This is a genomic window from Mycobacterium sp. 94-17 (genome assembly GCF_035617725.1).
Taxonomy (GTDB): domain Bacteria; phylum Actinomycetota; class Actinomycetes; order Mycobacteriales; family Mycobacteriaceae; genus Mycobacterium.
Genome location: NZ_JAPIYN010000007.1, coordinates 145378 through 171166, shown reverse-complemented (window position 1 = coordinate 171166; position 25789 = coordinate 145378). Strand labels below are relative to the sequence as shown.

The following is a 25789-nucleotide window of genomic DNA, read 5'->3' as shown; positions in this document are numbered from 1 at the left end:
GAATTCTCTCCTTCAAAAAGATCGCCAGCGCGGCCAGCACAGTTCACCGGCATTTCGGGGCGGCGCGGAACCGTCGGCCAGCTGGAGACGCAGGGCCTGGGTCTACGTCAAGGCAGACAGATACAGCTGCAAACGCGCTTGAGATCGATGTGCCGCCGCGCCACGAGCACACTGTGCGGGCTGGGCTGATCAACGGTCACCCGACCATTGTGCCATGGATGGCGACGGGCCGTGCGAGCAGGTCAAATCTGGACTCACGCTGATTAAAACTACCGCCGGAGTCTGAGAGACTCCCTTGCCAAAGCCGTGCAAGTCCACGCGACCGTTCGGTTGCGGAGCCCGGTTGTGACGCGTAGACGATCGATGACTCGGGGTCGACCCGCCGATCGTGGGATCATGCGGCATGGCCGTTCGCGAGCAATCCGTCGAACTGCCCGACGTAGCAGTGGTCGCCGGGCGGCCGTTCGGCATCTATGTGCATGTGCCGTTCTGCGTAACACGTTGCGGCTACTGCGATTTCAACACTTACACCCCGGCCGAGCTGGGTGGCGTCAACCCGGACGCCTGGCTCGGCGCGCTGGGGACGGAACTGGAACTGGCCGCCGCAAGGTTGCAGGCTCCTCCGGTGAACACCGTGTTCGTCGGGGGCGGGACACCCTCACTGCTGGGGGGCCGGCGGATGGTCACGCTGCTGGACATGGTGCGCCGGCACTTCACGCTGGCCGCCGATGCGGAGGTCAGCACGGAGGCCAACCCCGAGTCGGCGTGGCCGGATTTCTTCGACGCTATTCGCGCGGCCGGCTACACCCGGGTATCGCTGGGCATGCAGTCGGTGGCGCCGAGGGTATTGGGCGTCCTCGACCGCATTCACACACCGAATCGGTCCGCCGCCGCCGCCCGCGAGGCGCTGGCCGCGGGCTTCGAGCACGTCAGCCTCGACTTGATCTACGGGACCCCGGGGGAGTCCGACGACGACCTGGTGCGGTCGGTCGACACCGCGATCGAGACCGGCGTGGATCACGTGTCCTCCTATGCGCTGGTGGTCGAGGAAGGCACCGCGCTGGCCCGCCGGGTCCGGCGCGGCGAACTGGCTGCACCCGACGACGACGTGCTGGCCCACCGCTACGAGTTGGTCGATGCGCGGCTGTCGCAGGCGGGAATGTCGTGGTACGAGGTGTCCAACTGGTCGCGGCCCGGCGGTGAGTGCCGCCACAATCTCGGCTACTGGGACGGCGGTCAATGGTGGGGCGCGGGGCCCGGCGCGCACGGTTACGTCGGCACGACGCGCTGGTGGAATATCAAGCATCCCAACGCGTATGCCGAGCGGTTGAGCGCGACGACGCTGCCGGTGGCCGGATTCGAGCAGCTCGATGCCGACGCGTTGCACACCGAGGACGTGCTGTTGAGAACCCGGCTGCGCCAAGGTCTTCCGGTTGACCTGCTCAGCGCTGCCGAGCGCGACCGCGCCCAGGGCGTCGTCGCCGACGGGTTGTTGGTGTCCGACGGTGACCGGCTGGTGCTCACTGCGCGCGGACGGCTGCTGGCCGACGCGGTGGTGCGAACGCTATTGGGGTAAGGGCGATGTCCGCGCTCAGACGCCGAACCAATGCTCGAACGCGCGGGCGATCTCGATGTAGAGCGGGATCCCCACGGTGACGTTGTAGGAGAACGTCAGGCCCAGGGAGGCGGCCAGCGGCAGCGTCGGGCTCGCTTCGGGAATCGCCAGGCGCTGCACCGCCGGGACGGCGATGTAGGACGCCGCCCCGCACAGGACCGCGAACAAGACGTAGGTTCCGCTCTTGAAGTCGGTGTGGGTCAGCGACGCGTAGCTGCAGGCGACGATAATGCCCAGCGTCGCAAAGACATTCGGGGCCACCAGACCGAACACGATGAAACCGGGACCCGCGGTGCGAAGGTCTTTGAGCTTGCGCGACGCCGTCATCCCCATCTCGAGCAGGAACAGGCACAGCACGCCCTGGAACGCCATCACGAAGAACTTGTCGTCGTCGGCGACGACCTTCTGTCCCTGAAGCCCACTGACGAGGCCGATGATGATGCCGCCCATCAACAGCACCAGGCCGGGATTGAGGAATACCTCCTGGAAAAGCTCCCGGGAGAAGATCGGCGCCCGCGTGCTCCGGGGGCGCGCCTGGTCGGCCGGCAGATCCGGGTGCTCCAGCTTTTCCAGCGAGAGCTCCAACTCCTGTTCGACGGCGGCTTCCTCCTGAATTTCCAGGCTCTGGCCGCGCGCAGGACGCGCGGCGGTGCCCGGTCCGACGCCGACCTTGACGGGTGCGGTGTAGCCGGGTTCGTCGGGCATGTAGCCGGCGGAGTCCATGCCCCGATGGCGCAGGCGGGCGACGAAATACAGCGCCACCAAGCAGCCCGGGATCTCCATCACGGCCAGCATCACCGGCATGTACGCGTTGAACGCGACGTTCACTGCGGTCAGGACGGCCACGCAGGTGGCGAAGGTTCCCGCCGAGTCCGACCCGTAGTAGCCGGCGACGGTTGCGCGGTCGACTTTCCGGAGTGATTTCAGGCGGCTGAGGCCCAGATAGGCCAGACCGCCGATCAGGCAGTTCAGCACGAAGCCCAGGACCATGAAGCCGACGATGGCGCCGACGCTCGACGCGCTGACCTGTGCGAGTTCTTCCCCGCCGTGCCAGCCGATGGCCAGCAACAGGTACATGGTCAATCCCTGGTAGATGACGTAGGGGAATTCGAATCGCACTTTGAGGATGGGAATCAAGAACCCGAAGTAAAAGAACAGCAGAAGTGGCTTGAACAAATTGTGGGTGAAGTTGTGCCAGAACTCTTGCAGCATCAATGCCTCCGTTGGTAGGCCCGCTGATCTGGGGAAGCACCGTCCGCAAGGTGGACAACCACGAGACATCCCGACGACCGACAAGAATTTATCCCCGCCGTTGACCGGCCGCCACTCGAAAACTCACAGGGACCGCGGCGGCATCCAGGAGGCTGGAGGCTGACAAAATCCCTGGTCAGAGCGATATTTATACAGCGAATTTTCGTCCGAGGGCGGGATGGCGGGGCCGGTAGTTTGGTGTGAATGCGCTGTGTATTTACTGTGCAGTTAATTATAGGATGCCGGACGGCTGGGATCGGCGAGGGCCTGACGCCGGCTCCCGTTTCGCACCGCCTTAGCGATGTCCCGGGAAATGGAGAGCATCCCGGCGCCTTCTCGATTTCGAACTCGTTCGCCTGCGCCTATACAGAGTTCCTGGCCGCCGGAAAGCCGGATGGTGGACACGGTGTTCCTCCATTCCGGCGGACTCAAACCTGGCGGTGATCGCTAGGAAAGAGTTTGGCCGCCGAGCCGCCGGTTTGTGCGGCCGCAATGTAAACGGTCGGGAAATTTTGGAGTGGTGATCCTCACAGCCCCGGAAGGCCGCAGTTCGCGGGTACGGTTGCGCAACGCTAGATAGGTTAGGCTACATTTACTAACCGTGACCGAGGTCAGCGTCGAGACAAGTTCCGCCGGCTCTGGTCCGTCGTCCATCCCGCTTCCCCCCAGCGTCGATCCGGCGGACCTGGCGGCCGAACTGGTCGTGGTGCTGTCGGAGCGGGCGGGCGAAGAGTATCTGCTCTACGAGCGCGACGGCGAATGGGTGCTCGCCACCGGTGTGCGCGCGATGATCGAGCTCGACAGCGACGAGCTGCGGGTGATGCGCGACGGCGTCACCCAGAGCCAGCAGTGGTCGGGCAGGCCCGGGCCGGTCCTGGGCGAAGCCATCGACCGGCTGTTGCTGGAAACCGACCACCTCTTCGGCTGGATCGCCTTCGAATTCGGCGTGTACCGCTACGGGCTGCAGCAGCGTCTGGCGCCCGGAACCGCACTGGCCCGGGTGTTTTGGCCGCAGGGCCGCATCGTGGTGACCCGGGAGGAGGTCCGGCTGTTCGGGGCGTCGGCCAGCCATCGGGACGCGGTCCTGGACGTGCTGCGTGACGGCGTGCCCGGGGTGCGCGATGCCCGCGCGGTCGACGTGGCCGCCGGCGCATCCGCCTATCGCGAGCGCGTCGCGTCGGCCGTCGGCGAGATCGCGGCGGGTCGCTACAGCAAGGTGATCCTTTCCCGGTCTCTCGAAGTGCCGTTCGCGCTTGACTTCCCGTCGACTTACCGGTTGGCCCGCAGGCACAACACCCCGGTGAGGTCGTTCCTGCTGCGCCTGGGGGGAATTCGTGCGGTGGGCTACAGCCCGGAACTGGTCGCGGCCGTCCATCACGACGGCCTGGTGGTGACCGAACCCCTGGCGGGCACCCGCGCGCTCGGCCGTGGCGAGGTGCGTGACCGTGCGGCCCGCACCGAGCTGGAGTCAAATTCCAAAGAGATTGTCGAGCACACCATTTCGGTGCGAAGCTCGCTGCAGGACATGGCCGAGATCGCCGAGCCGGGCACCGCCGTGATCACCGACTTCATGACGGTGCGGGAACGGGGGAGTGTGCAACACCTCGGCTCCACGGTCACCGGCCGGCTGGGTACGGCGAATGACCGGATGGACGCATTCGAGGCACTGTTCCCGGCGGTCACCGCGTCCGGCATTCCGAAAGCCGATGGCGTCGAAGCGATCATGCGCCTCGACGAGGGGCCGCGCGGACTGTATTCGGGCGCGGTGGTGATGATTTCGGCCGACGGCGCTCTTGACGCGGCGCTGACGCTGCGGGCGGCCTACGAGTGTGACGGTAAGACGTGGCTGCGGGCCGGAGCGGGCATCATCGAAGAGTCCACGCCCGACCGCGAATTCGAAGAGACCTGCGAAAAGCTGGCCACCGTTGCGCCCTATCTGGTTGCGCGCCAATAGCTTTCTGATCGCTACGCCCGCTTGCCGGTGATCGCCGGCGGGCTTGGTGTGCCCTGTGTCACGGTGGGTGGCGCAGGGACTTTCGGCCCTATTTGCCCGGCGTGCCCGCGCGTCATTCTTTATGTAACCGCATGACACAGATACATGCGCGTCACTGATCGCGGCAGATAACTGGGAGGGTTTGGTGTCCAAGGGCCTGACGAACCTGCAGCTACTTCACGAGCTCGAGCCGGTGGTCGAGCGCCTGCTCGATCGGCATCTCTCGATGTTCAAAGAGTGGAGTCCGCACGACTACGTTCCCTGGTCGGACGGCAAGAACTTCTACGGGCCAGACGGTCAGGATTGGGAGCCCGGGCAGACCAGCCTGCCCGACATTGCGCAGGTAGCGATGGTCCAAAACCTGCTGACCGAAGACAATCTCCCGTCGTATCACCGCGAGATCGCGATGAACTTCAGCATGGACGGTCCGTGGGGCCAGTGGGTGAATCGGTGGACCGCCGAGGAGGCCAGGCACAGCACGGCGCTGCGCGACTATCTCGTGGTCACCCGCGCCGTAGACCCGGTAGAACTGGAGAAGCTGCGGCTCGAGCAAATGACGAGGGGCTTCAGCCCCGGCCAGAACCAACAGGGCGACATGTTTGCCGAGAGCCTGTTCGACTCAGTGATGTACGTGTCATTCCAGGAACTCGCCACCCGCGTCTCGCACCGCAACACGGGCAAGGTCAGCAATGACCCGGTCGCCGAGCGGCTGATGGCCAGGGTGTCGCACGACGAAAACCTGCACATGCTCTTCTACCGGGACATCAGCGCCGCGGGGCTGGACATCGCACCCGATCAGGCCATGAGATCGGTGCACCGGATTCTGCGCAATTTCAAGATGCCCGGATTCACCGTCCCGGAATTTCGCCGCAAGGCGGTGATCATCGCCGTCGGTGGTGTCTACGACCCGCGCATCCATCTCGACGAAGTGGTCATGCCGGTGCTGAAGAAGTGGCGAATCTTCGAACGCGAAGACTTCACCGGCGAGGCAGCCGGGATGCGCGATGACCTCGCGCTGCTGGTCAAGGAACTCGAGGACGCCTCGGAGAAATTCGACGAATCCAAGCATCGGTACATGGAGCGCGCGGCGCGCAGGACCGAGAGGATCACCGCCAACACGGTGCTGCAAACGAAGGGTACGTTAACGCTGAGCCAGCACTGACGCCGATCGCGCGCCAAGCGGACTCAGACCGCAGAGCTCGACTCGAGATAGTCGGCCAAGATGCGGCCGACCAGAAATTCGATATTCGATTCGATCGACGAGGCGAGCGTGGCGGTGACGGTCGCCACCGCCTGGGTCCGGAAGCGCACCAACATGGTGATCAGCTCGGCGATCTCGGCGTCGGGCGGCAGCGGTTCGCCGGGCTTGATGTGATCCAGCACGTGTTCGGCTCCGGCGCGCACCAGCATGTCGCTGATCTTGTCGATCTCGGGGACGATCTGCTCGTGCAGGTCGATAAGCTTGTCGAATTTGACACCGTAGCCCCGGATTTCGTTGAACGCCTCGATGAGTTTGGGGCGGGTGACGGTGGCTTGCGTCCCGTCGACGCGGATCACCTGCAGCGCCACCAGGCGCTCGAACGCGTCGGCGTCGTCAACCAGTCGCCGGGCCTCGGCGAGCGTCATCGTTTCCGGCTTCTCGGTGGTCCAGGTGCCGACGATGGCGGTTTCGAGGCCGAGCACATCGCCGAGGTTCTTGCCTTCCTCCCACGCGCTGAGCATTTCCCGCACGTGCGCGATGTTGTATCCGCGGTCGAGCATCGACGTGATGAGCCGCAGCCGGGTCAGATGAGTGTCGTTGAACAGCGCGATGCGGCCCACCCGCAGTGGGGGCGGCAGCAGTCCGCGGTCGCGGTAGACGCGGATGTTGCGGGTGGTAGTGCCGGCCAGCCGGGCCAGGTCGTCGATCCGGTACTCGCCGGAGTTCGCGGCGCCGTGCGGGTGCCGTGCGGCGGCGTCGAAGAGCTGCGACACCGCGCCCTCGATGAGTTGGCGGTACTCGCGCGACTGCCGCCGAACCCGTTTGGGTGCGCGCCGCACGTTGTGCAGCACGCTGGCGATGGTGCCGGGCTCGGGACGCGACGCGCGCTCGGTTGCCATGTCAGTGCGCCGTTTCAGGCCGACGCGGTGACTCGCGTTTTGGCGTCATGTGCCACCGCCTGGTAGTCCTCGTACCGGAAATCCCTCATCTGGCGAAGATACTGCGTGGCGAAACCGGGGTACATCGACCCGTTGAATCCGTCTTTGGTGAGATACCAACTGCGGCAACCCGACATCCAGGTGGTCTTGGTGAGCCTGCGTTGCAGGCCCTCGTTGTGGCGACGTTGGACCTCTGCGCGCACATCGAGGTAGCGCAGGTCGTTGCCGAGCACGGCGGTGATCCCGCGGACCGCGTAATCGAGTTGGCCCTCGATGTAGACCAGAAGGGAATTGTGTCCGGGCCCGGAGTTGGGGCCGGTCATGACGAACAGGTTCGGATAACCGTGCACGTTGATGCTCTTGTAAGCCTGTGCGCCATCGGCCCATTCCGCGGCCAGCGACCGGCCGCCGAGTCCGGTCACCGGGAAAGGCGGACCGGTGAGGTGCACGTCGTAGCCGGTGGCGAACACGATGCAATCGAGCTGGTGTTCGATGCCGTCGCTGGTGCGGATGCCGGCCGGGCTCAGCGTGGCGATGGGCCAGTCGATCAGCTTGCAGTTGTCGCGTTGCAGGGCGGGATAGTAGTCGCTGGAGACCAGCATGCGCTTACAGCCCGGCCGGAAGTCCGGCGTCAGCTGACGCCGCAGCCATGGATCCTTCACCTCGGCACGAAGGTGCGCGCGGCCGAGCCGGGCGACCAACGATGTCAACGGGGTGTCCCACACCAGCGCGGTCGCACTCGCCTCGTGGCCCCAGTACAGCGCTTGGCGCGCAAGCTGTTGGGCGGCAGGGACTTTGGCGAACAAGGATTGTACGGCCGGCGGGGTGGCGACGTCCAGGCGCGGCAGCACCCAGCACGGCGTGCGCTGGAACACCTTGACGAACCCGGCCCGCTTTACCAGTTCGGGGATTATCTGGATGGCGCTGGCTCCGGTACCGATGACCGCGACGCGCTTGCCGGTGAAGTCGTAGTCGTGATCCCAGCGCGCGCTGTGGATTTTGCGCCCGCGGTAGCTGTCCAGGCCCCGCATGTCGGGAAAGCTGACATCGGACAGCGGCCCGGACGCCAGCACGACGGTGCGGGCGCGAAACTTCTTGCGGTTCTTGGTGGCCGCCGTCCAGACGCCGGCCTCCTCGTCGAACGTCAAGTCCTTGACCTCGTGGCCGAACTTGATGCGGCCGCGGATGTCGAACCTGTTCGCCATGTCCTCGAGATGCCGGTAGATCTCGGGCGCCGGCGAATACGTGCGCGACCACGTCGGATTCTTGACGAAGGAGTACGAGTACAGCAGCGACGGGACGTCGCAGCTGGCGCCCGGATACGTGGTGTCACGCCAGGTCCCGCCGACGCGGTCGGCGCGTTCCAGGATCACGATGTCGTCGACCCCGGCTTCGGCCAGGCGGATGGCGGCCCCGAGGCCGGTGAAGCCGGCTCCGATGATGAGCGCCGCGTTGGCGCGGTTGTTCGCCATCGTCACGCCGCCGGCTCGTGGGTGAGTTCTGCAACCCACGTCGGTACCGACGGAAGCAGGGGCCGCGGATATCGGTCGGAAAGCCACACCATCGAATTCGCCAGCAGGTGGTACGGGTGGCGTGGATTCGTGACCACTGCGGCATAGCGCCTCAGGAACCGATAGGTCGGTACCCGCCTGGTGCTTTCGCCTCGGTCGCCCAGCTCTTTGAATCGCTTTACGGCCCGGTAAAGCCGCTCGGGCTCCATGCCCATGGCGGTGATCTCGTTGCGGATCCTGTTGATTAGCGGTGCGCCCATGATCGCACCAATGATCAGACCTGGCGTGGCATTGTGACCGACGAAGTCGATCAGCAACCGCCGGATCTTCGCGTGCCCGATCATGTCGAGGACTTCGAAATCGACTACCAGATGGCGTGATTCGTCGTTATTGATCTTCTCGAAAACTTGGTGACAAACAGGGTCGTGCACCTCGTCGAGAAGGAATTTCAACAGGGCGCCGTCCAGTGCGACTTCGAGCATCGGAATGACGGTGCCGAGCAGGGACAGCGGCATGTCGTCGGCCCAGCGGTCCAGCCAGTCGATCGCCAGGCGAATGTTCACGTTCGGCTCGGGAATCTCGCCGTCCTCGAGCATGCCCCAGCGCTTCATCAGCGCCAGTTCGGCGTTGGCGTGGCGCTGCTCCTCGGCGTGGAAGTAGCGGTAGATCTCGGCGATGGTCGGTGTGGGTGCCTTCTTCGCCAGTGCCGCGAACCCTCTGGCGCCGATGTTCTCGATCCAGCACAGGTCGGCCATGAACGCCTTGAGCTGTGGCCGCTGTTCATCACTGATCGTTTCAGCGCCGGGTGCGTTCCAGTCGATGTCGGCGAGCGCCCACTGGCGATCCTTGATTTTGGCGAGCATGGCTTGCATATCGATGGCCACCACGAGCTCCTTTTCGTTGGGGATTCAGGGCAGGTTGATGCGTGATATCAGGCCGGCCGCACGTGTATAGGTCTGTGGCGCCAGGCGTTTGATGTTCCAGCCGATCTTGGCGTCATACTGCGGCATGCAGTACAGGTCGCCGCGGTCGTGCGCGTCCAGGCAGACGCGGGCCACCTTCTCCGCGGATAATCCGGTCCAGCGCATGAGTTTTCCGGCCAGCTCGCTGGATTGCTCGCTGATGCGGCCGGATTCGAGGATGTTGGTCTTGACGAAGGTGGGGCACAAGACGGTGACGCGCACCGGCGCGCCGGCCAACTCGGCGGCGAGGGTCTCCGAGAGCGAGAGCACACCGGCCTTGCTGACGTTGTAGGCGGCCATGCCCGGAGCCGCGCCGAACGCCGCCGCCGAGGCCACGTTGATGATGCCCCGGGGCGGGTGTGACGGCGCGGCGTCGCGCAGGATCGGGGTGAACACGTGGCAGCCGTGGATGGGACCCCACAGGTTGATGCCCAGGGTCCACAGCCAGTCGTCCAACGGGGCATCGCCGATGCCGGCCCCGCCCGCGCCGACGCCGGCGTTGTTGATCACCAGTGTCGGTGGGGCCCCGAACCAGGACTGCGCCTGTTCGGCCAACGCCCGCACGTCTTCGAATCGCGAGACGTCACAACCGATTGCGACCGCTTTGGCGCCGTGGCCGGTGATCGTGTCGGCCGTCCGCTGCGCGGCTGCCTCGTCGATGTCGCTGCACACGACCGCGCCGCCGCGCTTGCCCAGTTCGATCGCGAAAGCGGCGCCGATGCCGCTTCCGGCACCGGTCACCACCGCCGAGGCGCCGCGGCTGGTCTTGGCGCGGTTGAGCAGTCTGTCCAACACGTCAGTGCACCTCCTCGGTGATGGCGCGCGCGTCCTGCAGGGCGTGCGCGATGAAGCGCGCGACATAGGCCATGGCCTTCGCGGCTTCGGGCGTCATGCGGGGCAACGCCTGGAAGACGTGCACCTGGTGGGGCCAGATCTGCAGCTCGCATCGGCCGCCGGCGCCGCGGATGTCGGCGGCGAGTTGGCGTGCATCCTCTTGCAGCATCTCGGCTCCGCCGGCCTGGATCAGGGTGGGGGGAAGCGCGGGGCCGCCGGCGACGTCGAGCGTCAACCGCCGGTGGGTGAGGTCGACGCCGCTGTGGTAGAGGCCGACCAGACGGACCGCGCTGGCCGCCCTGGTGGCCGGGTCGCGACGAATCCGTTCGCGCGCCGACGACAGCTCGAACGTCAGGTCGTAGAGGGGAGAAAGTAGCACCAGCGCGGCGGGCGGGCCGGCGTTGACGTCGGGTTGCAGCAGCAAGTCGACCGAAAGGTGACCGCCCGCCGAATCACCGGCAACCACAATCTGATTCGGCGCCACGCCACAGGTGTTGACCAGCCAGTCCCAGCCCGCGCGGACGTCGTCGGCAGCGGTGGGGAAACGGTGGCGTGGTGCCAGTCGGTAGTCCACCGAGAACACCGGAAGGCCGGTCAGCGCCGACAGCCAGGATGTCAAGCGGCGGTGCGTCTTTGGCGAACACACGGCGTATCCGCTGCCGTGCACATAGTAGATCGCGCCGGCGCCGGTGTCGGCGCGCTCGGTCTGGCTGGTCGGAGTGCGAGGTCCGTAGACCCATTCACCCTTGACGCGGCGCCCGTGGGGCAGCCTGACGTCTACCGCTTCGACGCGGGTGCCCGCGAGCGACGGGCCGAACGTGCCCATGATCCGGGCGACGATCTGGCGCGATAACCACAATCCCCAGGCCCGTTCGGGTGGAATCGCGCTGGTGATCGGCCGAAGGGTGTAGGTGCTTACAGCTGCAGCGCCGCGGGATCGCAACGACCCGCGAGCCGGAACGCCGTCCGTCATGGGACGAAGTCAACACCAAATGGTGACATTGGTCAATGTCATCTTCATAAATGTTGGGGAGCCGTTTCGGCTTCCAGATCCGGTGTCACGTTCTCAGCCGACCACGCCTGCGTGCATCAAATGACTTCTTTGGTTGGACCGCTAGCCTTGGCGCCCAAGGTCACATCCCGGCGGCGGGCTCGCCAAGGCGCAGTTGTCGCGCCAGGGTGGTGGCGCGATCAGCAGCCTGCACCACGCGTCGCCCCAGAGCCTCGATCTCCTCGCCACGCAGCGGGCGCAGCGAACCGAGGACCATCAGGGAGGCGGTGACGAATCCATCAGCGTCGAACACGGGGGCCGAGAGTTGGAGAAGTTCGGTCTCCTTGGCGTAGTCGATCTCTGACGCCAGGTAGCCACTGTGGCGTAGTTGGTCGATGAGATCGTCCCTGGACCGCCGATAGAGTACAGAATCGGGCGTATCAACCAATTCTTCGAGCACATGCCCGAATTGGATGCCCGGCGGTGCGAAAACCGAGAAACTGTAGCCGTTTCGGCGCGCGAACTGCAGCGACTCGCGCCAACGCGCCAGGTCGGGAGGGCTTGGGTGCGTGCCGCCGCGTTGCAGCCAGCGTTCGCTGGCCGCCGGGTCCCACGCCACGAAGACCACCCCGAAGGGTGGAGCCAACGGGATGGCATGGCCGACGCGCGCCCGGACCATGGTCGCGGGTCCGCGGTCGAAGATGGCCACCGCTCGCGCCTCGCCCGCGATGACCGTTGATACGACGACGCAGGACTGCAAGTCTCGCGCGAGTTGGTCCGCCTGCCGATTTGCCATGTTCAGTACGGGGTTGGCGACTTGTGCAGCACTCGCCAGGGCAAGGCAGGACGCGCCCAGTTCGTAGCTCATGTCGCGGTCTCGGCGGCTCGCGAAGCCTTGCTGGGTCAGCGCCTGCAGGATCGAATCGCAGGTAGCTCGGGGAATGTTCAGGATCCGTGACAAGTGTGAAACGGTGTGCGCCTCGGAAGGGTGCTCGGCCAGGTACCAGAGCACCTGACCGGCACGCTGCACCGCGGGCGACGGATTGATGGGCACGAGTTACCCCTCTGCGATGTCTAAAAACCTAGCGGCCCTGCTGAAATACCAGCTAACCACACTTAGGGCTCCCGACGGCCCAGGAGCTTTTCGAGGGCGCTCTGGGTCAAGTCCATGCAGCGCTGCAGCGCATGCGCCGGATTCAGTTCGAGAGCCTTGGTGGGCTCGGGATAGATCAGCACGTGGCCGGCGGGGAAGAAGTATGCCTCGCCGGCGACGGCTACCTCATCGGGTTCGTCGCTGTCGGGATATACCGCGCGGATCGAACCTTCGAAGATGTAGCCGTAATGCGGACATTGGCAGACCTTGCCCGGAAAGCCGCCCAGCTGATAAAGCGGCGTCGCGTCAGCCGGCTCGTAGCAGACGGTGTACCCGACCTCCATGTCACCCCATTGGATCGAGCGAAACCGGTCTTTGGTCATCGGCCACCGGCCGCCCCCGGCGTTGGGTAAGTCCTGCGGCTTCATATGAGGCATGGCGGCGGCCCTCTCTTGTCTTGTCGTGGAAATCTCGGGGATCTTGCGGCCACGATGCTAGATCGTTTAGTCTCATGAAATGTCATCTAATACGCTGAAATACTAGCACCAGGTGGGTGAGGAATAAATGGTGGAGTATTTCCGCCCCGATCGGCTACTGATCGACGGCGACGCTGTGCTCGGCGCGGGGGACCCTTTGCCGGTGGAGAACCCGGCGACCGAGGAGGTCTTCACTACGGCGCCAACCTGTGATGCCGGGCAGGTGGAGACGGTTATTGCCAGTGCCCGCCGCTCATTCGACAGCGGAGTGTGGGCCAACCAGTCGCTGGCCGAGCGCCGCCAGGTCCTGGCGCGCATGGCGCAGTGGCTGCAGGCGCGACGCGACGAACTGGTGGAGACGGCCGTCCGCGAGGTGGGCGCCCCCCTCGGCATCGCCCGGCTGGCCCAGGTCGACATGGCACTCGACCAGGCACGCCAACTGCCGGAGCTGCTCGGCACGCTGCCCGAGTGGGAGCACAACGAGGTGCCGCTGGGCGATCTGGTGACCGCCAAGGACGTCTTGCTCAGCATCCGCAAGTACGAGCCGGTCGGCGTGGTCACCGCGATCACGCCATACAACTTCCCGCTGCAGACCAACATCTGGAAGGTGTTCTCGGCGTTGGCGGCCGGCTGCTCGGTGATCCTGCGCCCGAGTCCGCTCACCCCACTGACCGCATTGGCGCTGGGGGAGGCCGCACTCCAAGCCGACCTGCCGCCGGGCGTTTTCAACGTGGTGGTCGAGCAGGGCACCGCGGGGGCGGAACGCCTGACGGGCGACCGGCGCGTGGATTGTGTCTCCTTCACCGGCTCGACCACCGTCGGTCGCCAGATCGCCGCGCAGGCTGCACCGACCGTCAAGCGGACGGTGCTGGAGCTCGGTGGCAAGTCCGTCCAGCTGTACTTGCCTGACGCGCTGGACCGGGTGGGGACCGGGGTGCTGACGGTCTTCGCCTCGCATGCCGGACAGGCCTGCACCGCCCAGACCCGAGTCTTGGTGCCGCAGGAATCGGTCGACGCCGCGCTGGAGAAAATCACTTCGGTCATTCCGTTCCTCAAGGTTGGTGACCCCAGCGACGAATCGACGATGATCGGTCCCGTCATCTCGGCACAGCAGCGCGAACGCATCGAGGATCTGATCGCCGCCGGCATCAAGGCCGGGGCCGAGGTTGCCGCCGGCGGCAAACGCCCCGCAGGCCTGGACCGCGGCTACTTCGTCGAACCGACCGTCCTGCGGATCGAGGACAACGCCAATCCCGTTGCCCAGCAGGAGGTGTTCGGACCGGTCGTCACGGTTCAGGGCTACCGCGACATCGACGAGGCGGTGGCCATCGCCAACGACTCCGAGTACGGGCTGGGCGGCGGTGTCTACAGCGCCGACCTGCCCGCCGGGTTGGCCGTCGCGCACCGGATTCGCAGCGGGACAGTGCAAGTCAACCGCGCCGCTGCGTCGGCGTACACGCCGACCGGCGGATTCAAGCAGAGCGGAATCGGTCGCGAACGCGGGGTGCCCGGCCTGCGCGAGTATCAGGAAGTCAAGCACCTTGTTGTCGGCCCGTAAACCAGATCGCCTGTCGCTGAAAGGAATATGGAAGTGACCACTCCCAATCTCGATCTCTCGCTGTTCGGGGCGGACCACGTGCGCCGCTACCGCGAGACCGATGGTGAGGTCGGTTACCTGTGGAACGGTGTGCCCACGCTCATCCTGACCACTACCGGACGAAAGACCGGGCAGCAGCGCGATACCCCGCTGATCTGCGCGGCGGACGGGGCGAACTATGTCATCATCGCCTCGCTGGCGGGGGCCCCACAGCATCCCAAGTGGTACCTCAACCTGCGCGACAACCCGCAGGTCCGGGTTCAGGTGAAGGGCGACACGTTCGATGCCACCGCACGCACCGCCGAGGGGTCGGAACGCGAACGGTTGTGGCGCCTGGCGGCCGACGCGTGGCCGAGCTATGACACCTACCAGCAGCGCACCGACCGGGTGATCCCCGTCGTCGTGCTGGAGAGAGCCTGAAGATGTTGCTCGACATGGCATCGGCCCTCGATCCCCAGCGGCTGAAGGAACTTTTCGACCTGCGCAGCGACGTCTACGAGATGCGCGGGGGCTCGTTCGAAGGCGATCCGTACCCCGCGTTTCATCAGTTGCGCGAGACCGGGCCGGTGCACGAGGGCACCCCGGGCGAGCTCGTCGGCTACGACGGGCCGGCGTTCTTTTCCGGTCTGCCCTTCGCGGATCGGCCACACTTCACCACGTTCGACTACGCGACATGCAGCCGGATGATCCAGGAACCGGAGATCTTCGCCGCCTCACAGCACGAGCCCGGCTCCGAGGAGTACGAGGGCCAGGCGATGCTGCTGTTCATGGACGGCAGCCGCCATCGGCGCCTGCGGTCGCTGGTGCGCAACGCTTTCACACCCAAGCGTGCCGGCTGGTGGCTGGACAACTGGATCGAAGACATCGTCGATGCGTTGTTCAATCTTATTGCACACAAAGGGAAGTCGGATCTCAACGTCGAATTCTTCGCACCGATTCCCTTGCTGACGATCTGCAGTAGCTTTGGCGTGGGCGTTGAGGAGGCCCTGGAAGTGCGCGCCGCCATCGTCGCCGACGCGGCGGGTATCACGTCGATCTCCGAGATCGTCGGTCCCATCGTTGCGGCCCGGCGCCAGGATCCCCGCGACGATCTGGTCAGCATGCTGGTTAGCGAGCAGTTCGAGGACGAGGAGGGCAACACGCACCAGCTTTCGGACGCCGAAGTCCAACTCTTCTCGCTGCTGCTGCTGGCGGCCGGATCCGGCACTACCTGGAAACAGCTGGGCATCACGATGCTGACGCTGCTGGAGCGCCCCGAGTGGCAGGCCCGAGTGACGGCCGACCCGGACCTGGTGCGGCCGTTCGTCGAGGAGACCCTGCGGTGGCTGCCTACGGATCCGGCCTTCGCGCGATTCGCGACCCGCGACACGGAACTCGGCGGGGTTCACATCCCCAAGGGGGCCGTCGTGCACGCGTGCTTCGCCGCGGCGAACCGGGATCCGCTGCGCTGGGATAACCCCGACGAATTCCTGCCCGACCGGCCGATCCAGCCGAACCTCGCGTTCGGCCGCGGCACCCACGTCTGCCTGGGGCAGCACGTCGCGCGAGCCGAGATCTGCACCGCGATAAAGGTATTGACCGGGCGTTTGCCCGGGCTGCGGCTGGACCCCGACGCTGAGACCCCCCGCATCATCGGGATGTACGAGCGGGGACCCACCAGCGTGCCAGTCGTCTGGGAAACACGATGAACAGGAGATGATCAGTGAGCACCGAAAGCGCCGTACAGGAATCGTCGCGCTACGACATCGCGGCCGGGGTACTCGATAAGATCTTCGGCCCATCGTGGCGGGACAAGACGAGGGTCACCGGCATGAAGTCGGTTGATGACTTCCAGCGCATCACCGTCGAGCACTGCTACGCCGATGCATGGGCCCGGGACACGCTGGACTACAAGACCCGCAGCGTTTCCTGCCTGTCGGTGACCGCGACGCTGGGCACCATGGAGGAGTTCAAGCTGCACGTCGAGGCAGCTCTGGCCAACGGCTGGTCGCACGAGGAAATCTTCGAGATCCTGCTGCACTTGGTGCCCTATATCGGTGTGCCGAAGGCGGTTCAGGCGCTGCGCGCCGCCGGCGACGTGTTCACGGAGATGTTCACCAAGGCCGCCGCGGATCAATAGGCCGAGCACGCCTGACCAGTAAAACCACTATTCGCCAACAAGATTCGAAGAGAGAGAACCGTCATGACCGACACACTGGAAGAATCGAAGAAAGAATACCTCGAGGCCAAGAACGCCAAGGCGCAGAAGAAGCGCCGGGCTCAGAATGTCGCCGAATGGGTCGAACGGGTCGACTACAAGGATTTCGATGCGCAGACCGTCGAGTTCACCAAGGCGTTGTTGCTCAAGACTGTCGCCGGCATGCTGGCCGGCTGTCGTGAGCCCGCGGCCCGGATCCTGACCACCTACTACGCCGAGCAGGGCGGCGCCCCCGACGCCGGTGTGGTGGGTGCCGGATACCGGACAACGGTGGAGAACGCCGCATTCGCCAACGCCACCTTCGCGCACTCCTCGGAACTCGAGGACAACGAGATGCCCAACTTCACCAGCGCCTACTGGGTGCTGCCGGGCCTGTTCCCGCTGGCGCAGAAGCAAACCGCCAGCGGCAAAGACCTCATCACCGCGGCGATCTCCGCGTGGGAAGTGGCCTCGCGCTACAACTCCGCCGGTCCGGGCCAGGCGCTGATGTCGGTGCACATCTGCCCCCCGACCTGGTTCGGTCCCCTCGGGGTCGCCGCCGGTGCGGCCAAGCTGCTCAAGCTCGACGCCGGGCGCATCGAGCATGCGATCACGATGGCGGGCTCCTGGGCGTGCGGCCTGGGGCAGGCCGGCTGCGACACCCACTTCATCGAATCCGGTCACACCGCCAAGATGGGCGTGCAGTCGGCTCTGCTCGCCCGGCTCGGCGCCACCGCCGAACTGGGCGTGATCGATGGCGCATTCGGCCTCTACGCGCCGTTGATGGCCAACAACCAGATCGACCTGTCGATCATCGACACCGATCTCGGGGTGGCGCCGTACCGAATCAACCGGGCGTGCATCAAGAAGTACTCGGCCTGCACCTACGCGCACACCTCGATCGACGCGCTGGGCCTGATCATGGCCGAGCACAACCTGGGCTACGACGACATCGAGACGGTCAAGACCCGTCAGGGCCTGATCGGTAACGCCGCCGTCGGCATCACCCCGAACCCGGTCGACCTGCAGGGCTCGCGGTTCAGCGTGCACTACCTGCTGGCCGAGGTGATGCTCAAGGGCAAGATCACCGACCAGACCTTCGAAGACCTTTCCTCACTTGAGGATCCGCGTTACCGCCAGGCGATGGGCAAGATCGTCGCCACCGGAGATCATGAAGATTTCGGTGTGCACGACCCGGGTGCGGAGGTCTTCGTGACCACCACCTCCGGCCAGACCTACTCCAAGCGTCTGGACGGCTGGCTGGGCTCACCGGAAGCTCCGCTGAGCACCGAGGAGATCCGCAAGGTCTGCCGGCCCTACCTGGAACTGATGCTGGAAACCGAGACGGCCGACCGGGTCGAGGACCTCGTGCTCAACCTCGACCGGCAGCGCGACATCCTCGAGCTGATGGACGTCCTGACCTTCCACCGTGTCGGAACTCGGCGCTGAAACACCATGCGCCTCAAAGACAAAGTTGCCATCATCACCGGGGCGGGTTCCGGTGTCGGGCGTGCCACGACCCTTCGCTTCCTCCAAGAGGGGGCGAAGGTCGTGTGCGCCGACGTACGCAAGGATTGGATCGACCAGACCCTCGAACTCACCGGTGCGACCCAGGATTCGGTGATCGGTGTGCCGTGCGACGTCTCCGTCGAAGGTGATGTCGAGGCACTGGTGGCCGCGGCCGTGGACCACTTCGGCCGGCTGGACATCATGCACAACAACGCTGGGATCACCGGACTGAAACCGGGGGCCACGACGGAGGACTACACCGACGCGGAATGGCAGCGGCTGCTTCAGATCAACGTCAGCGGAGTCTTCTACGGCAGCAAGTACGCGATCCGGCAGTTCAAGGAGCAGGGCAACGGCGGGGCGATCCTCAACACCGGCTCGGTCGCAGGCATGGTCGGGTTCGGCAGTGTGCTCTATGGGGCGACCAAGGGCGCAGTCAACCAGATAACCAGGGGATTGGCAATAGAGTTCGCCGCCAACGACATTCGGGTGAACGCCATCTGCCCGGCCGCGATGCCGCTGACCAACTTCTCGGCGACCGACGACAAGAAATTCGCTCCCGCCGACAAGAACATCGTGGATTTCGTCGCCACCCTGCACCCCCTGGGCCGCTTCATCACGGCCGAGGATTGCGCCGAGGCGGCGGTGTTCCTCTGCTCGGACGAGGCCAAGAACATCACGGGTGTGTTGCTGCCCATCGACGGCGGCTACGTCGCCAAGTAGCCGGGCGGCAAACGGGGGATAGCTCACCGCGATGCTTACTCGATGGCCTCGGCGGCTGCGCTCGCGACTCGCCGCCGCAGTGTTGATCACACTGTTGTTCGGTTCGGCCGCGCTGACGTACGCCGGCTACAGCGGGCGGTTTCTTGACACCGCGCCGGTCACGGTGAGCGCTCCGCGCGCCGGCCTGGTGATGGACCGCGACGCCAAGGTGAAGTATCTGGGTGTCCGGGTCGGGTCGGTGCAGTCAATCGCCTATGCGGGCGGCGAGGCCCATCTCGAGCTCGCGATCGACCGAAAGCAGTTACGGCGCATACCGGGAAACGCCACGGTACGCATCGCGTCCACCACTATCTTCGGCGCGAAGTCGGTTGAGTTAATCGCGCCCGCCGACCCGTCGAGGGCGCCGCTTCGGCCGGGTGCGCAACTGCGGTCGTCGGGCGAGCAGCTCGAGGTGAACACGCTGTTCCAGACGTTGGTGGATGTTCTGCACAAGGTGCCCGCATACAGCACCACCCTCGGGGAAGTCGTGGCATCCGCGCCGGGCTTCCAAGTCAACCTGTACGGTGCCCCGCCGCCCACCGCGACCGCGATGCTGTTCGACACCGTCTTTCAGCCCAACAAGCTGCCCAGCAGCCTCGCGGACTTCCTGCGCGGCTTCATTCAGCAACGCATCGTCGTCAAGCCGAGGTCGCCATGAGCCGGCTGCGTCGGGTCCCTGCCGCGGTGCTGCGGTGGATTGTTACAGCGCTGCTGCTGATCGCCGTAGCCGGCGGAAGCTATCTGCTGCGGCCCGGCGGAAAACACTACGAGCTCATCGGCATGTTCAGCTCGGCGGTGGGAATCTACCCCGGCGATGACGTTCGAGTGGCCGGAGTCCGGGTCGGCTCGATCACGGGGATCCGGCCGCAGCGCAAGCTGGTACGGATCACCATGTCGGTGCGCCCCGATGTCCAGGTGCCGGCCAACGCCAAGGCCATCATCGTGTCGCCAAACCTGGTGTCGGCCCGCTTCATTCAGCTCGGCCCCACTTACGAAGAAGGGCCGGTTTTGCCCCCCGAGTATACCCTCGGCCCGGACCGAACCGGCGTGCCGGTGGAGTGGGACGAAATCAAAACGGAGCTGACCGATCTCACCGCCAAGCTCGGCCCGGCCTCGGGAGACAGACAAGGGCCGGTATCGGCGCTGATCAATCAGGCCGCCGACACCTTTGACGGAAACGGTGAATCGTTTCGCCAAGCCCTCACTCAACTTTCGCGGGTCGCGGGCCGGTTGAGCGACTCGCGCACGGATCTGTTCGGGACGGTCAAAAACCTGCAGTTGCTGGTTAAGGCGCTGTCCAACAGCAATGAGCAGATCGTGCAGTTCAGTAACCGGCTCGCCTCCGTGTCACAAGTGCTCGCCGACAGCTCCACCGATCTCGACAAGTCGCTTGGCACGCTGAATCAGGCTCTCGGGGACGTCCGCAAATTGCTGAAAGACAACAACTCCGCGGTGATAGCCCAGGTGCAGAAGCTCTCGGAGCTCACCAAAATGGTCTCCGATCAAAGCGAGGACCTCGAGCAGGTCCTGCACGTCGCGCCCAACGCGTCGGCGAATTTCATGAACATGTACAGCCCGGCTCAGGGCAGCATGGCCGGGATCATCTCATTGCCGTTCTTCGCCAACCCGGTCCAATTCATCTGCGGCTCACTGGAATCCAGTGGCACAACGGACTATTTCCGCCGTGCCGAGATCTGCCGCGAACGCATGGGTCCGGTATTGAAGCGGATCGCGGTGAATTACCCGCCATTCATTTTTCACCCGATCAATACGATCACCGCTTACAAGGGACAAGTCATCTATGACACACCCGAAACCGAGGCCAAAGCGCGGACCCCTATTCCTCAGCTGAAGTGGGTGCCGGCCCCCGGCGCAACACCGCCACAGGTTCCGGCTGACGCCGATATCAGTTCGATGATGCTGCCGCCGGCACCGGGGCCGGGACCGCGATGAAATCATGGGGCGTGCGGGCCACAGCCATCCTCGGATCGGCCGTGACGATCGCGGGCTGCCAGTTCGGCGGGTTGAACTCGTTGACCCTGCCCGGCACCGAGGGCCATGGCACCGGCGCCTACGTGGTCACCGTCGAAATTCCGGATATCGCGGCGCTGCCGCAGAATTCACCGGTCAAGGTCGGTGATGTCACCGTCGGGAGCGTGTCGGGAATCCGGGTAGTGCAGCGGGCTGATCACAGCTCGGTCGCCGCGGTGCAGCTGTCCATCAATCGCCAAGTTGTATTGCCGGCCAATGCCGTGGCGATGGTGGCACAGACGTCGCTGCTGGGTTCCCAGCACGTCGAGCTTTCCACACCGACCGATACGGCGCCGGTCGGCAAGCTGGCCGAGGGCGCGACCATCGACACCTCGGCGGGGCGATACGCCACCACCGAAGAGGTGCTGTCGGCGTTGGGCGCGGTGGTCAACTCCGGCGGGCTGAGCAACCTGCAGGACATCACCAATGAGGCCTACGCGGCGGTCGCGGACCGCTCGGCCGGCCTGGTCACCCTGATACCCCGACTGGCACAGCTGACGGCGTCATTCAGTCAGCAGACAGATCAGATCGCAGCGCTGCTGGATCGATTGGACCGGATCGGCGTCGTGCTGGCCGCACATTCCGATTCACTAAGTAAGGCACTCGCCCGGCTGCCGGCGGCACTGCGGGTCCTCAACGATGCGAGACCCAACATCGTGGGGGCGTTTGCGGCGCTGCAAAAATTGGCCGTGGTCGCCGAACACATGCTGAGTGAATCCAAGGACGACTTTGCCGCCGACCTCAAAGACCTCTACCCGGTGGTCAAGGTGCTCAACGACCACCGCAGTGACCTGGTGAAAGGCTTCCCCATCCTGCCGACCTTCCCGTTCCCCCAGCCGGGAATCGAGCGGGCGGTTCGCGGCGACTTCCTCAACGGCTATGCGACATTCGATCTCACGCTGCGCCGGATCGGCGAGAACTTCTTCACCACCTCGGCGCTGGACCCGAACATGAAACACCTCGGCGATGTGGTGAACCCGCCGGATTGGCTGCTCGGCGAGACCGCAAATCTGTCCGGCCAAGCCGCCGATCCCTTCTCGATTCCCGCCGCCCCCGCAGCGGGCGGGACGGCCGGCCAATGACCACCCGCCTGGTGCGCATCCAGCTGACGATCTTCGGGATCATCACGGTCCCGGCCGTCAGCGCGATGGCGATCTACGATCTGCGCGTACCGGCGGCGCTTGGCATCGGAACCTATGATGTGACCGCCGATTTCGCATCCGGCGGCGGCATCTACCCCAATGCCAACGTCACCTACCTCGGGGTGGCCGTCGGTCGGGTTACAGCCGTGGACATCGCTGACGGCCACGTCGGGGTCACCGTCGCGATGCGGCTCAACAAGGGAACTCCGCTACCCGCCGACGTCACGGCGACGGTGAACAGCGTCTCGGCGATCGGTGAGCAGTACGTGGATCTGGTTCCCGGCTCCGATGCGAACGTCAAGGTATTGCGCGACGGCGCACGGATTCCGCGCAGCCACACTGCCGGTGGTGATATCGCCACCCTGTTGCGACAGGCCGATGCGTTGGTGGCGAGTGTGGGCGACACGCGTCTGCAGAGCCTGCTCGCGGAGGCGTTCAAGGCATTCGACGGGTCGGGCCCCGATCTGGCGAGGCTCATTCAAGCGGCGCAACGGTTGATCCAAGAGGCCAACGCGAACTGGTCACAGACCGCCGACTTGCTCGACAGGCTGGGGCCGTTTTTGGACGCCCAGATTCGCAGCGGCCCGAGTATCAGCAGTCTGGCCAACGGGTTGGCGCGCTTTACCACCGAACTCCACACGGCCGACACGCAATTGCGAGCCGTGCTACATAGCGCGCCGGCTACCGCCGACACGGCGACGGCGACATTCGACGGCATTCGCCCGACGTTTCCGGTGCTCGCCGCCAGCCTGGCCAACATCGGGAGAGTGGGGGTGATCTACCACAAGTCTGTCGAGCAGGTGCTCGTCATCATGCCTGCCACGCTTGCGGCCATGCTCACGGTCGGCGGTGGCGAGCCCCCGGAGGAGGGCGGCAAGGTCGACTTCAAGCTCTCTCTTGATCCACCGCCCTGCCTGACCGGTTTCCTGCCCCCACCGCTGACACGGTCACCGGCCGAAGTCAAACCACAAGAGATTCCCCGAGACTTGTATTGCAAAGTGCCGCAGAATGATCCCAGCGCGGTGCGCGGCGCCCGCAACTATCCGTGCCAGGAATACCCCGGCAAACGGGCCCCGACGGTAGCGTTGTGCAGGGATCCGCGGGGTTATGTTCCACTGGGAAACAATCCGTGGCGAGGTCCGCCGGTGCCACCCGGCACGCCGGTGACCAATCCCCGAAACATCGTTCCGCCCAACAACTATCCGATGATCCCGCCCCAGTCCGACCCCGATCCCGGTCGGCCCTACCCGCCGGGCGCCGTCCCGCCGGGACAGGTGCCCGGCCCGCCGCCGGACTGGCACCATCCGCTTCCCCAACAGCCGCCGCCCGTCGACGGGCCGCCCCCACCACCGTTTACCGCCTGGATTCCACCGGGTCCCTTCACGCCGCCGGACCAACCCGATTCGTCGGCGCCGCCGCCGCGTCCACCGCCCGCCGCGCTCGGCGGATTCACCACGTATGACCCGCGTACCGGATCGTTCGTCACGCCGCAAGGCGAGGCGGGCACGTTGGCGGTCACGCCTAACCTGCCGCCCGCCGAGACGTGGGTGGACCTGATGCTCGACCCTCGCCCCGAGTAGTCAAAAGAGGAGCAACTCATGCCGGTTGGCACTGCCGGCGGTCGCCGCAGCGACGTCTGCTCGACCGACGGCACTCGGCTGTCCGTATACACATTCGGCCCCGACGATGGTCCGCCGATGATCCTGGTGCACGGTTTCGGTGCCGGCTCGGGCATCTGGCGTGAGCAGATCCGCGACCTGGGTCGCGAGTTTCGCGTGATCACGTACGACCAGCGCGGTCACGGCGCAAGCGATGTGCCACAGCGGCATAACTACGGCCTGGCGGCGGGGGCCGATGATCTGAATGCGGTGCTGCACGCGACACTGCGACCTGGGGAAAGGGCGGTGATCGCGGGGCATTCCTTGGGCGGCAGCACGGTCATGGCCTGGGCAGGCCGCCACCGCGAAAGCGCGGAGACCTCCGCGGCGGCGCTGGTGCTGATCAACACCTGTGCGGGCAGGTTCATGAAGACGTTCAAAGTTGCCTGGGTTCAACGACTGTGGTCGGCCGTGATGCCCGCCTTCGCGGATGCGACCATGCGGCCACTTACCGCGGCCTCGGTCGCCCAGCTGACCGGATGGATTTTCAACAGCCGCCCGCTGATGCGGCTGATCAACTTGATCGCCGATCCTGCTCTGGTCGCGGCCGGCGAAGTCTACGCGGCCGCACCGCCTCGAGGCATGGCCCGACAGGCGCGCGCGATCATCAGCGAAATCGGCTGGCAGCGAATCGGACTCGAGGACATATCGGTGCCCGTACTGGTCGTGGCCGGCCGTCGAGACCGAATTTTGGCTCGTGATCACGCGGACTGGATCGCGAGGGTGGCTCCCAACAACATCGGCTTGGTGCAGGTTGACAGCGGCCACCTGTCCATATTGTCGCGGCCCGCGGAGGTCAATGCGCAACTGCGTGCGCTGTGCGAGGCCGAGCAGCTGCGGCGCCGCTGCTGCGTCGGCGAGGTCGAGGCCTCAGTCGAGCGCGATTCCTAGTTGGCCGGCCAACGTGCGTACCATGTGTTGCACCCCGATTTCGTTGCGGCCGATGAGCATATGGTTGTGCTGCCCGTGCCGCACGCCTTCCCCGCACTGCGGGAGCATGGCGAAGTCCTCGTCCCGAACGGCCGCGTGGACCTGGTTGTACACGTCGTCGTAGAACGACCGCATGTTGTCGTCGGTTGCCGGGTAGCGGGCCATCCAGCTGTGGCGGACGGTGCACCGCGTCGGTGAGCCGGCGGGCAGCATGTCGATGATCTCGACGCCGACCTGGCTGTTGGCCAGGATGAGATTGGGATAGATCCAGTAGATGAGCCCCATCTGATCCTTCGGATCCCAGCTACCTTCGGGATTACCGACCAATTGGTCGATCCAGTTGAAGGGAAAGCCGATTCGATGGTGCGGCCCGAATTCGTCATAGACGTGCGTGTTGGCGACGGTGTTCTGGCCGATGAGGCTCTGCCCGTGCACGAATGGGAAGTGGTACCCCTCGGCGAAAGCCTCCAGGGCGCCTTTCCAGCTGACCTCGGACTCGAACTCGCGCTCGTCGTGATAGCCGTATTCGCGGTAGTTCCATTGTTCGAGTTCGGGGGCGAAATCGCCGAGATGCGCGTCGACGTCGATGGGGTAGCCGGCCGTCAACACCGCCCAGACAAAGCCGTACCGTTCCTCGTTGGGTAACTCGACCAGGCCGTACTCGCCGTTCTCGATGCCGGTGAAGCCGTCCCGGCCGGGAACGCGCACCAATTCACCTGCGCTGCTGTAGTTCCAGGCGTGATAGGGGCAAACGAAACGGCGGGCGTTCCCGGACCCGCAGGCAGGCTTTGCCCCGCGGTGTCGGCAGTAGTTGAGAAAAACATGGGCGCGCCCGTCGCCGTCGCGGGTGACCAGCAGCGAGTCGCCGAGCACTGAACGCACCACGAAATCGTGATTGCCGGCGATTTGCGCGCTGGGCACGATTGCCAGTGGAGTACGACGAAGAATCGCCGACTCCTCGATCTCGGTGAGCTTCGGATCGCTGTAGTAGTTCAGCGGCACACGCAGCACGTCGTCGGCCATATCGGTGGTCTTGTCGAGCACCAGACGCAAGGCGCGTTCGGTGAGTGCCCGGGTCAGGGAGCCTTGATCTAGCGCCTGCGGATCAGCGGTCATCGT

24 protein-coding genes are annotated in these 25789 nt (G+C 65.3%); 14 read left to right on the top strand and 10 right to left on the bottom strand.

Features of this window, described 5'->3' with window-relative positions; genetic code table 11:
• Positions 1-107: 107 nt before the first annotated feature.
• Positions 108-164, bottom strand: coding sequence for an Ms4527A family Cys-rich leader peptide (locus OQ789_RS25980; protein ID WP_350494663.1), 57 nt, complete (start codon positions 162-164; stop codon positions 108-110).
• Positions 165-403: 239 nt separating this feature from the next.
• Between OQ789_RS25980 and hemW the strand changes: the two genes are divergently transcribed.
• Entirely contained in the window at positions 404-1576 is a 1173-nt protein-coding gene (hemW, locus tag OQ789_RS11005; protein ID WP_324685677.1) for a radical SAM family heme chaperone HemW, read from the top strand.
• A gap of 15 nt (positions 1577-1591) precedes the next feature.
• On the opposite strand, the gene OQ789_RS11000 is transcribed toward hemW, so the two are convergent.
• Complete coding sequence (locus tag OQ789_RS11000; RefSeq protein WP_324685674.1) at positions 1592-2827, bottom strand: sodium-dependent bicarbonate transport family permease; 1236 nt, start codon at positions 2825-2827, stop codon at positions 1592-1594.
• A 640-nt stretch (positions 2828-3467) separates the two neighbouring features.
• On the opposite strand from OQ789_RS11000, the gene OQ789_RS10995 reads away from it, so the two are divergent.
• A complete protein-coding gene (locus OQ789_RS10995; protein WP_324685673.1) occupies positions 3468-4820 on the top strand; it encodes a salicylate synthase in 1353 nt (450 codons plus the stop codon).
• Between the two features lie 184 nt (positions 4821-5004).
• Entirely contained in the window at positions 5005-6021 is a 1017-nt protein-coding gene (locus OQ789_RS10990; RefSeq protein WP_324685672.1) for an acyl-ACP desaturase, read from the top strand.
• A gap of 23 nt (positions 6022-6044) precedes the next feature.
• Here the strand turns inward: OQ789_RS10990 and OQ789_RS10985 are convergent, their stop codons facing one another.
• The 7 genes from OQ789_RS10985 to OQ789_RS10955 all read right to left on the bottom strand — a co-directional run bounded on the left by OQ789_RS10985 (position 6045) and on the right by OQ789_RS10955 (position 12733).
• Positions 6045-6959 (bottom strand): MerR family transcriptional regulator, encoded by a 915-nt coding sequence (locus tag OQ789_RS10985; protein WP_324685670.1) that lies wholly within the window; start codon positions 6957-6959, stop codon positions 6045-6047.
• A 14-nt stretch (positions 6960-6973) separates the two neighbouring features.
• Complete coding sequence (locus tag OQ789_RS10980) at positions 6974-8470, bottom strand: flavin-containing monooxygenase (RefSeq protein ID WP_420716090.1); 1497 nt, start codon at positions 8468-8470, stop codon at positions 6974-6976.
• 2 nt (positions 8471-8472) lie between these two features.
• On the bottom strand, positions 8473-9393 hold the full coding sequence (locus OQ789_RS10975) for a ferritin-like domain-containing protein (RefSeq protein ID WP_324685785.1): 921 nt from the start codon (positions 9391-9393) through the stop codon (positions 8473-8475).
• Between the two features lie 24 nt (positions 9394-9417).
• Entirely contained in the window at positions 9418-10266 is an 849-nt protein-coding gene (locus tag OQ789_RS10970; protein WP_324685666.1) for an SDR family NAD(P)-dependent oxidoreductase, read from the bottom strand.
• A 1-nt stretch (position 10267) separates the two neighbouring features.
• On the bottom strand, positions 10268-11278 hold the full coding sequence (locus OQ789_RS10965; protein WP_324685664.1) for an alpha/beta hydrolase: 1011 nt from the start codon (positions 11276-11278) through the stop codon (positions 10268-10270).
• A 160-nt stretch (positions 11279-11438) separates the two neighbouring features.
• Entirely contained in the window at positions 11439-12326 is an 888-nt protein-coding gene (locus OQ789_RS10960) for a helix-turn-helix domain-containing protein (RefSeq protein WP_324685663.1), read from the bottom strand.
• Positions 12327-12412: 86 nt separating this feature from the next.
• The gene (locus OQ789_RS10955; protein WP_324685784.1) at positions 12413-12733 is read right to left on the bottom strand and encodes a hypothetical protein; all 321 of its coding nucleotides are present in this window, start codon (positions 12731-12733) and stop codon (positions 12413-12415) included.
• 220 nt (positions 12734-12953) lie between these two features.
• Here OQ789_RS10955 and OQ789_RS10950 point away from each other — a divergent pair, with 220 nt between their 5' ends.
• From OQ789_RS10950 to OQ789_RS10900, 11 genes are all read left to right on the top strand, one after another.
• The gene (locus OQ789_RS10950; protein ID WP_324685661.1) at positions 12954-14423 is read left to right on the top strand and encodes an aldehyde dehydrogenase family protein; all 1470 of its coding nucleotides are present in this window, start codon (positions 12954-12956) and stop codon (positions 14421-14423) included.
• Positions 14424-14456: 33 nt separating this feature from the next.
• On the top strand, positions 14457-14882 hold the full coding sequence (locus OQ789_RS10945; protein ID WP_420716089.1) for a nitroreductase family deazaflavin-dependent oxidoreductase: 426 nt from the start codon (positions 14457-14459) through the stop codon (positions 14880-14882).
• Between the two features lie 14 nt (positions 14883-14896).
• Positions 14897-16150: a cytochrome P450 gene (locus tag OQ789_RS10940; RefSeq protein WP_324685656.1), complete on the top strand. Its 1254-nt coding sequence runs from the start codon at positions 14897-14899 to the stop codon at positions 16148-16150.
• A gap of 14 nt (positions 16151-16164) precedes the next feature.
• Positions 16165-16581: a carboxymuconolactone decarboxylase family protein gene (locus OQ789_RS10935; protein WP_324685655.1), complete on the top strand. Its 417-nt coding sequence runs from the start codon at positions 16165-16167 to the stop codon at positions 16579-16581.
• A 63-nt stretch (positions 16582-16644) separates the two neighbouring features.
• Positions 16645-18087 (top strand): MmgE/PrpD family protein, encoded by a 1443-nt coding sequence (locus tag OQ789_RS10930; protein WP_324685654.1) that lies wholly within the window; start codon positions 16645-16647, stop codon positions 18085-18087.
• 6 nt (positions 18088-18093) lie between these two features.
• A complete protein-coding gene (locus OQ789_RS10925; RefSeq protein ID WP_324685652.1) occupies positions 18094-18870 on the top strand; it encodes an SDR family oxidoreductase in 777 nt (258 codons plus the stop codon).
• Between the two features lie 31 nt (positions 18871-18901).
• A complete protein-coding gene (locus OQ789_RS10920) occupies positions 18902-19567 on the top strand; it encodes an MlaD family protein (protein WP_324685650.1) in 666 nt (221 codons plus the stop codon).
• Complete coding sequence (locus OQ789_RS10915) at positions 19564-20862, top strand: MCE family protein (RefSeq protein WP_324685648.1); 1299 nt, start codon at positions 19564-19566, stop codon at positions 20860-20862. Before OQ789_RS10920 ends, OQ789_RS10915 begins: the two co-directional genes overlap by 4 nt.
• Positions 20859-22022, top strand: a complete 1164-nt coding sequence (locus OQ789_RS10910) for an MCE family protein (RefSeq protein ID WP_324685646.1) — start codon at positions 20859-20861, stop codon at positions 22020-22022. The genes OQ789_RS10915 and OQ789_RS10910 overlap by 4 nt, the downstream gene beginning before the upstream one ends.
• Positions 22019-23662, top strand: a complete 1644-nt coding sequence (locus OQ789_RS10905; protein WP_324685644.1) for an MCE family protein — start codon at positions 22019-22021, stop codon at positions 23660-23662. The genes OQ789_RS10910 and OQ789_RS10905 overlap by 4 nt, the downstream gene beginning before the upstream one ends.
• 18 nt (positions 23663-23680) lie before the next feature.
• Complete coding sequence (locus tag OQ789_RS10900; RefSeq protein WP_324685642.1) at positions 23681-24631, top strand: alpha/beta hydrolase; 951 nt, start codon at positions 23681-23683, stop codon at positions 24629-24631.
• Here the strand turns inward: OQ789_RS10900 and OQ789_RS10895 are convergent.
• Complete coding sequence (locus tag OQ789_RS10895; protein ID WP_324685641.1) at positions 24611-25786, bottom strand: aromatic ring-hydroxylating oxygenase subunit alpha; 1176 nt, start codon at positions 25784-25786, stop codon at positions 24611-24613. The genes OQ789_RS10900 and OQ789_RS10895 overlap by 21 nt on opposite strands.
• Positions 25787-25789 lie beyond the last annotated feature (3 nt).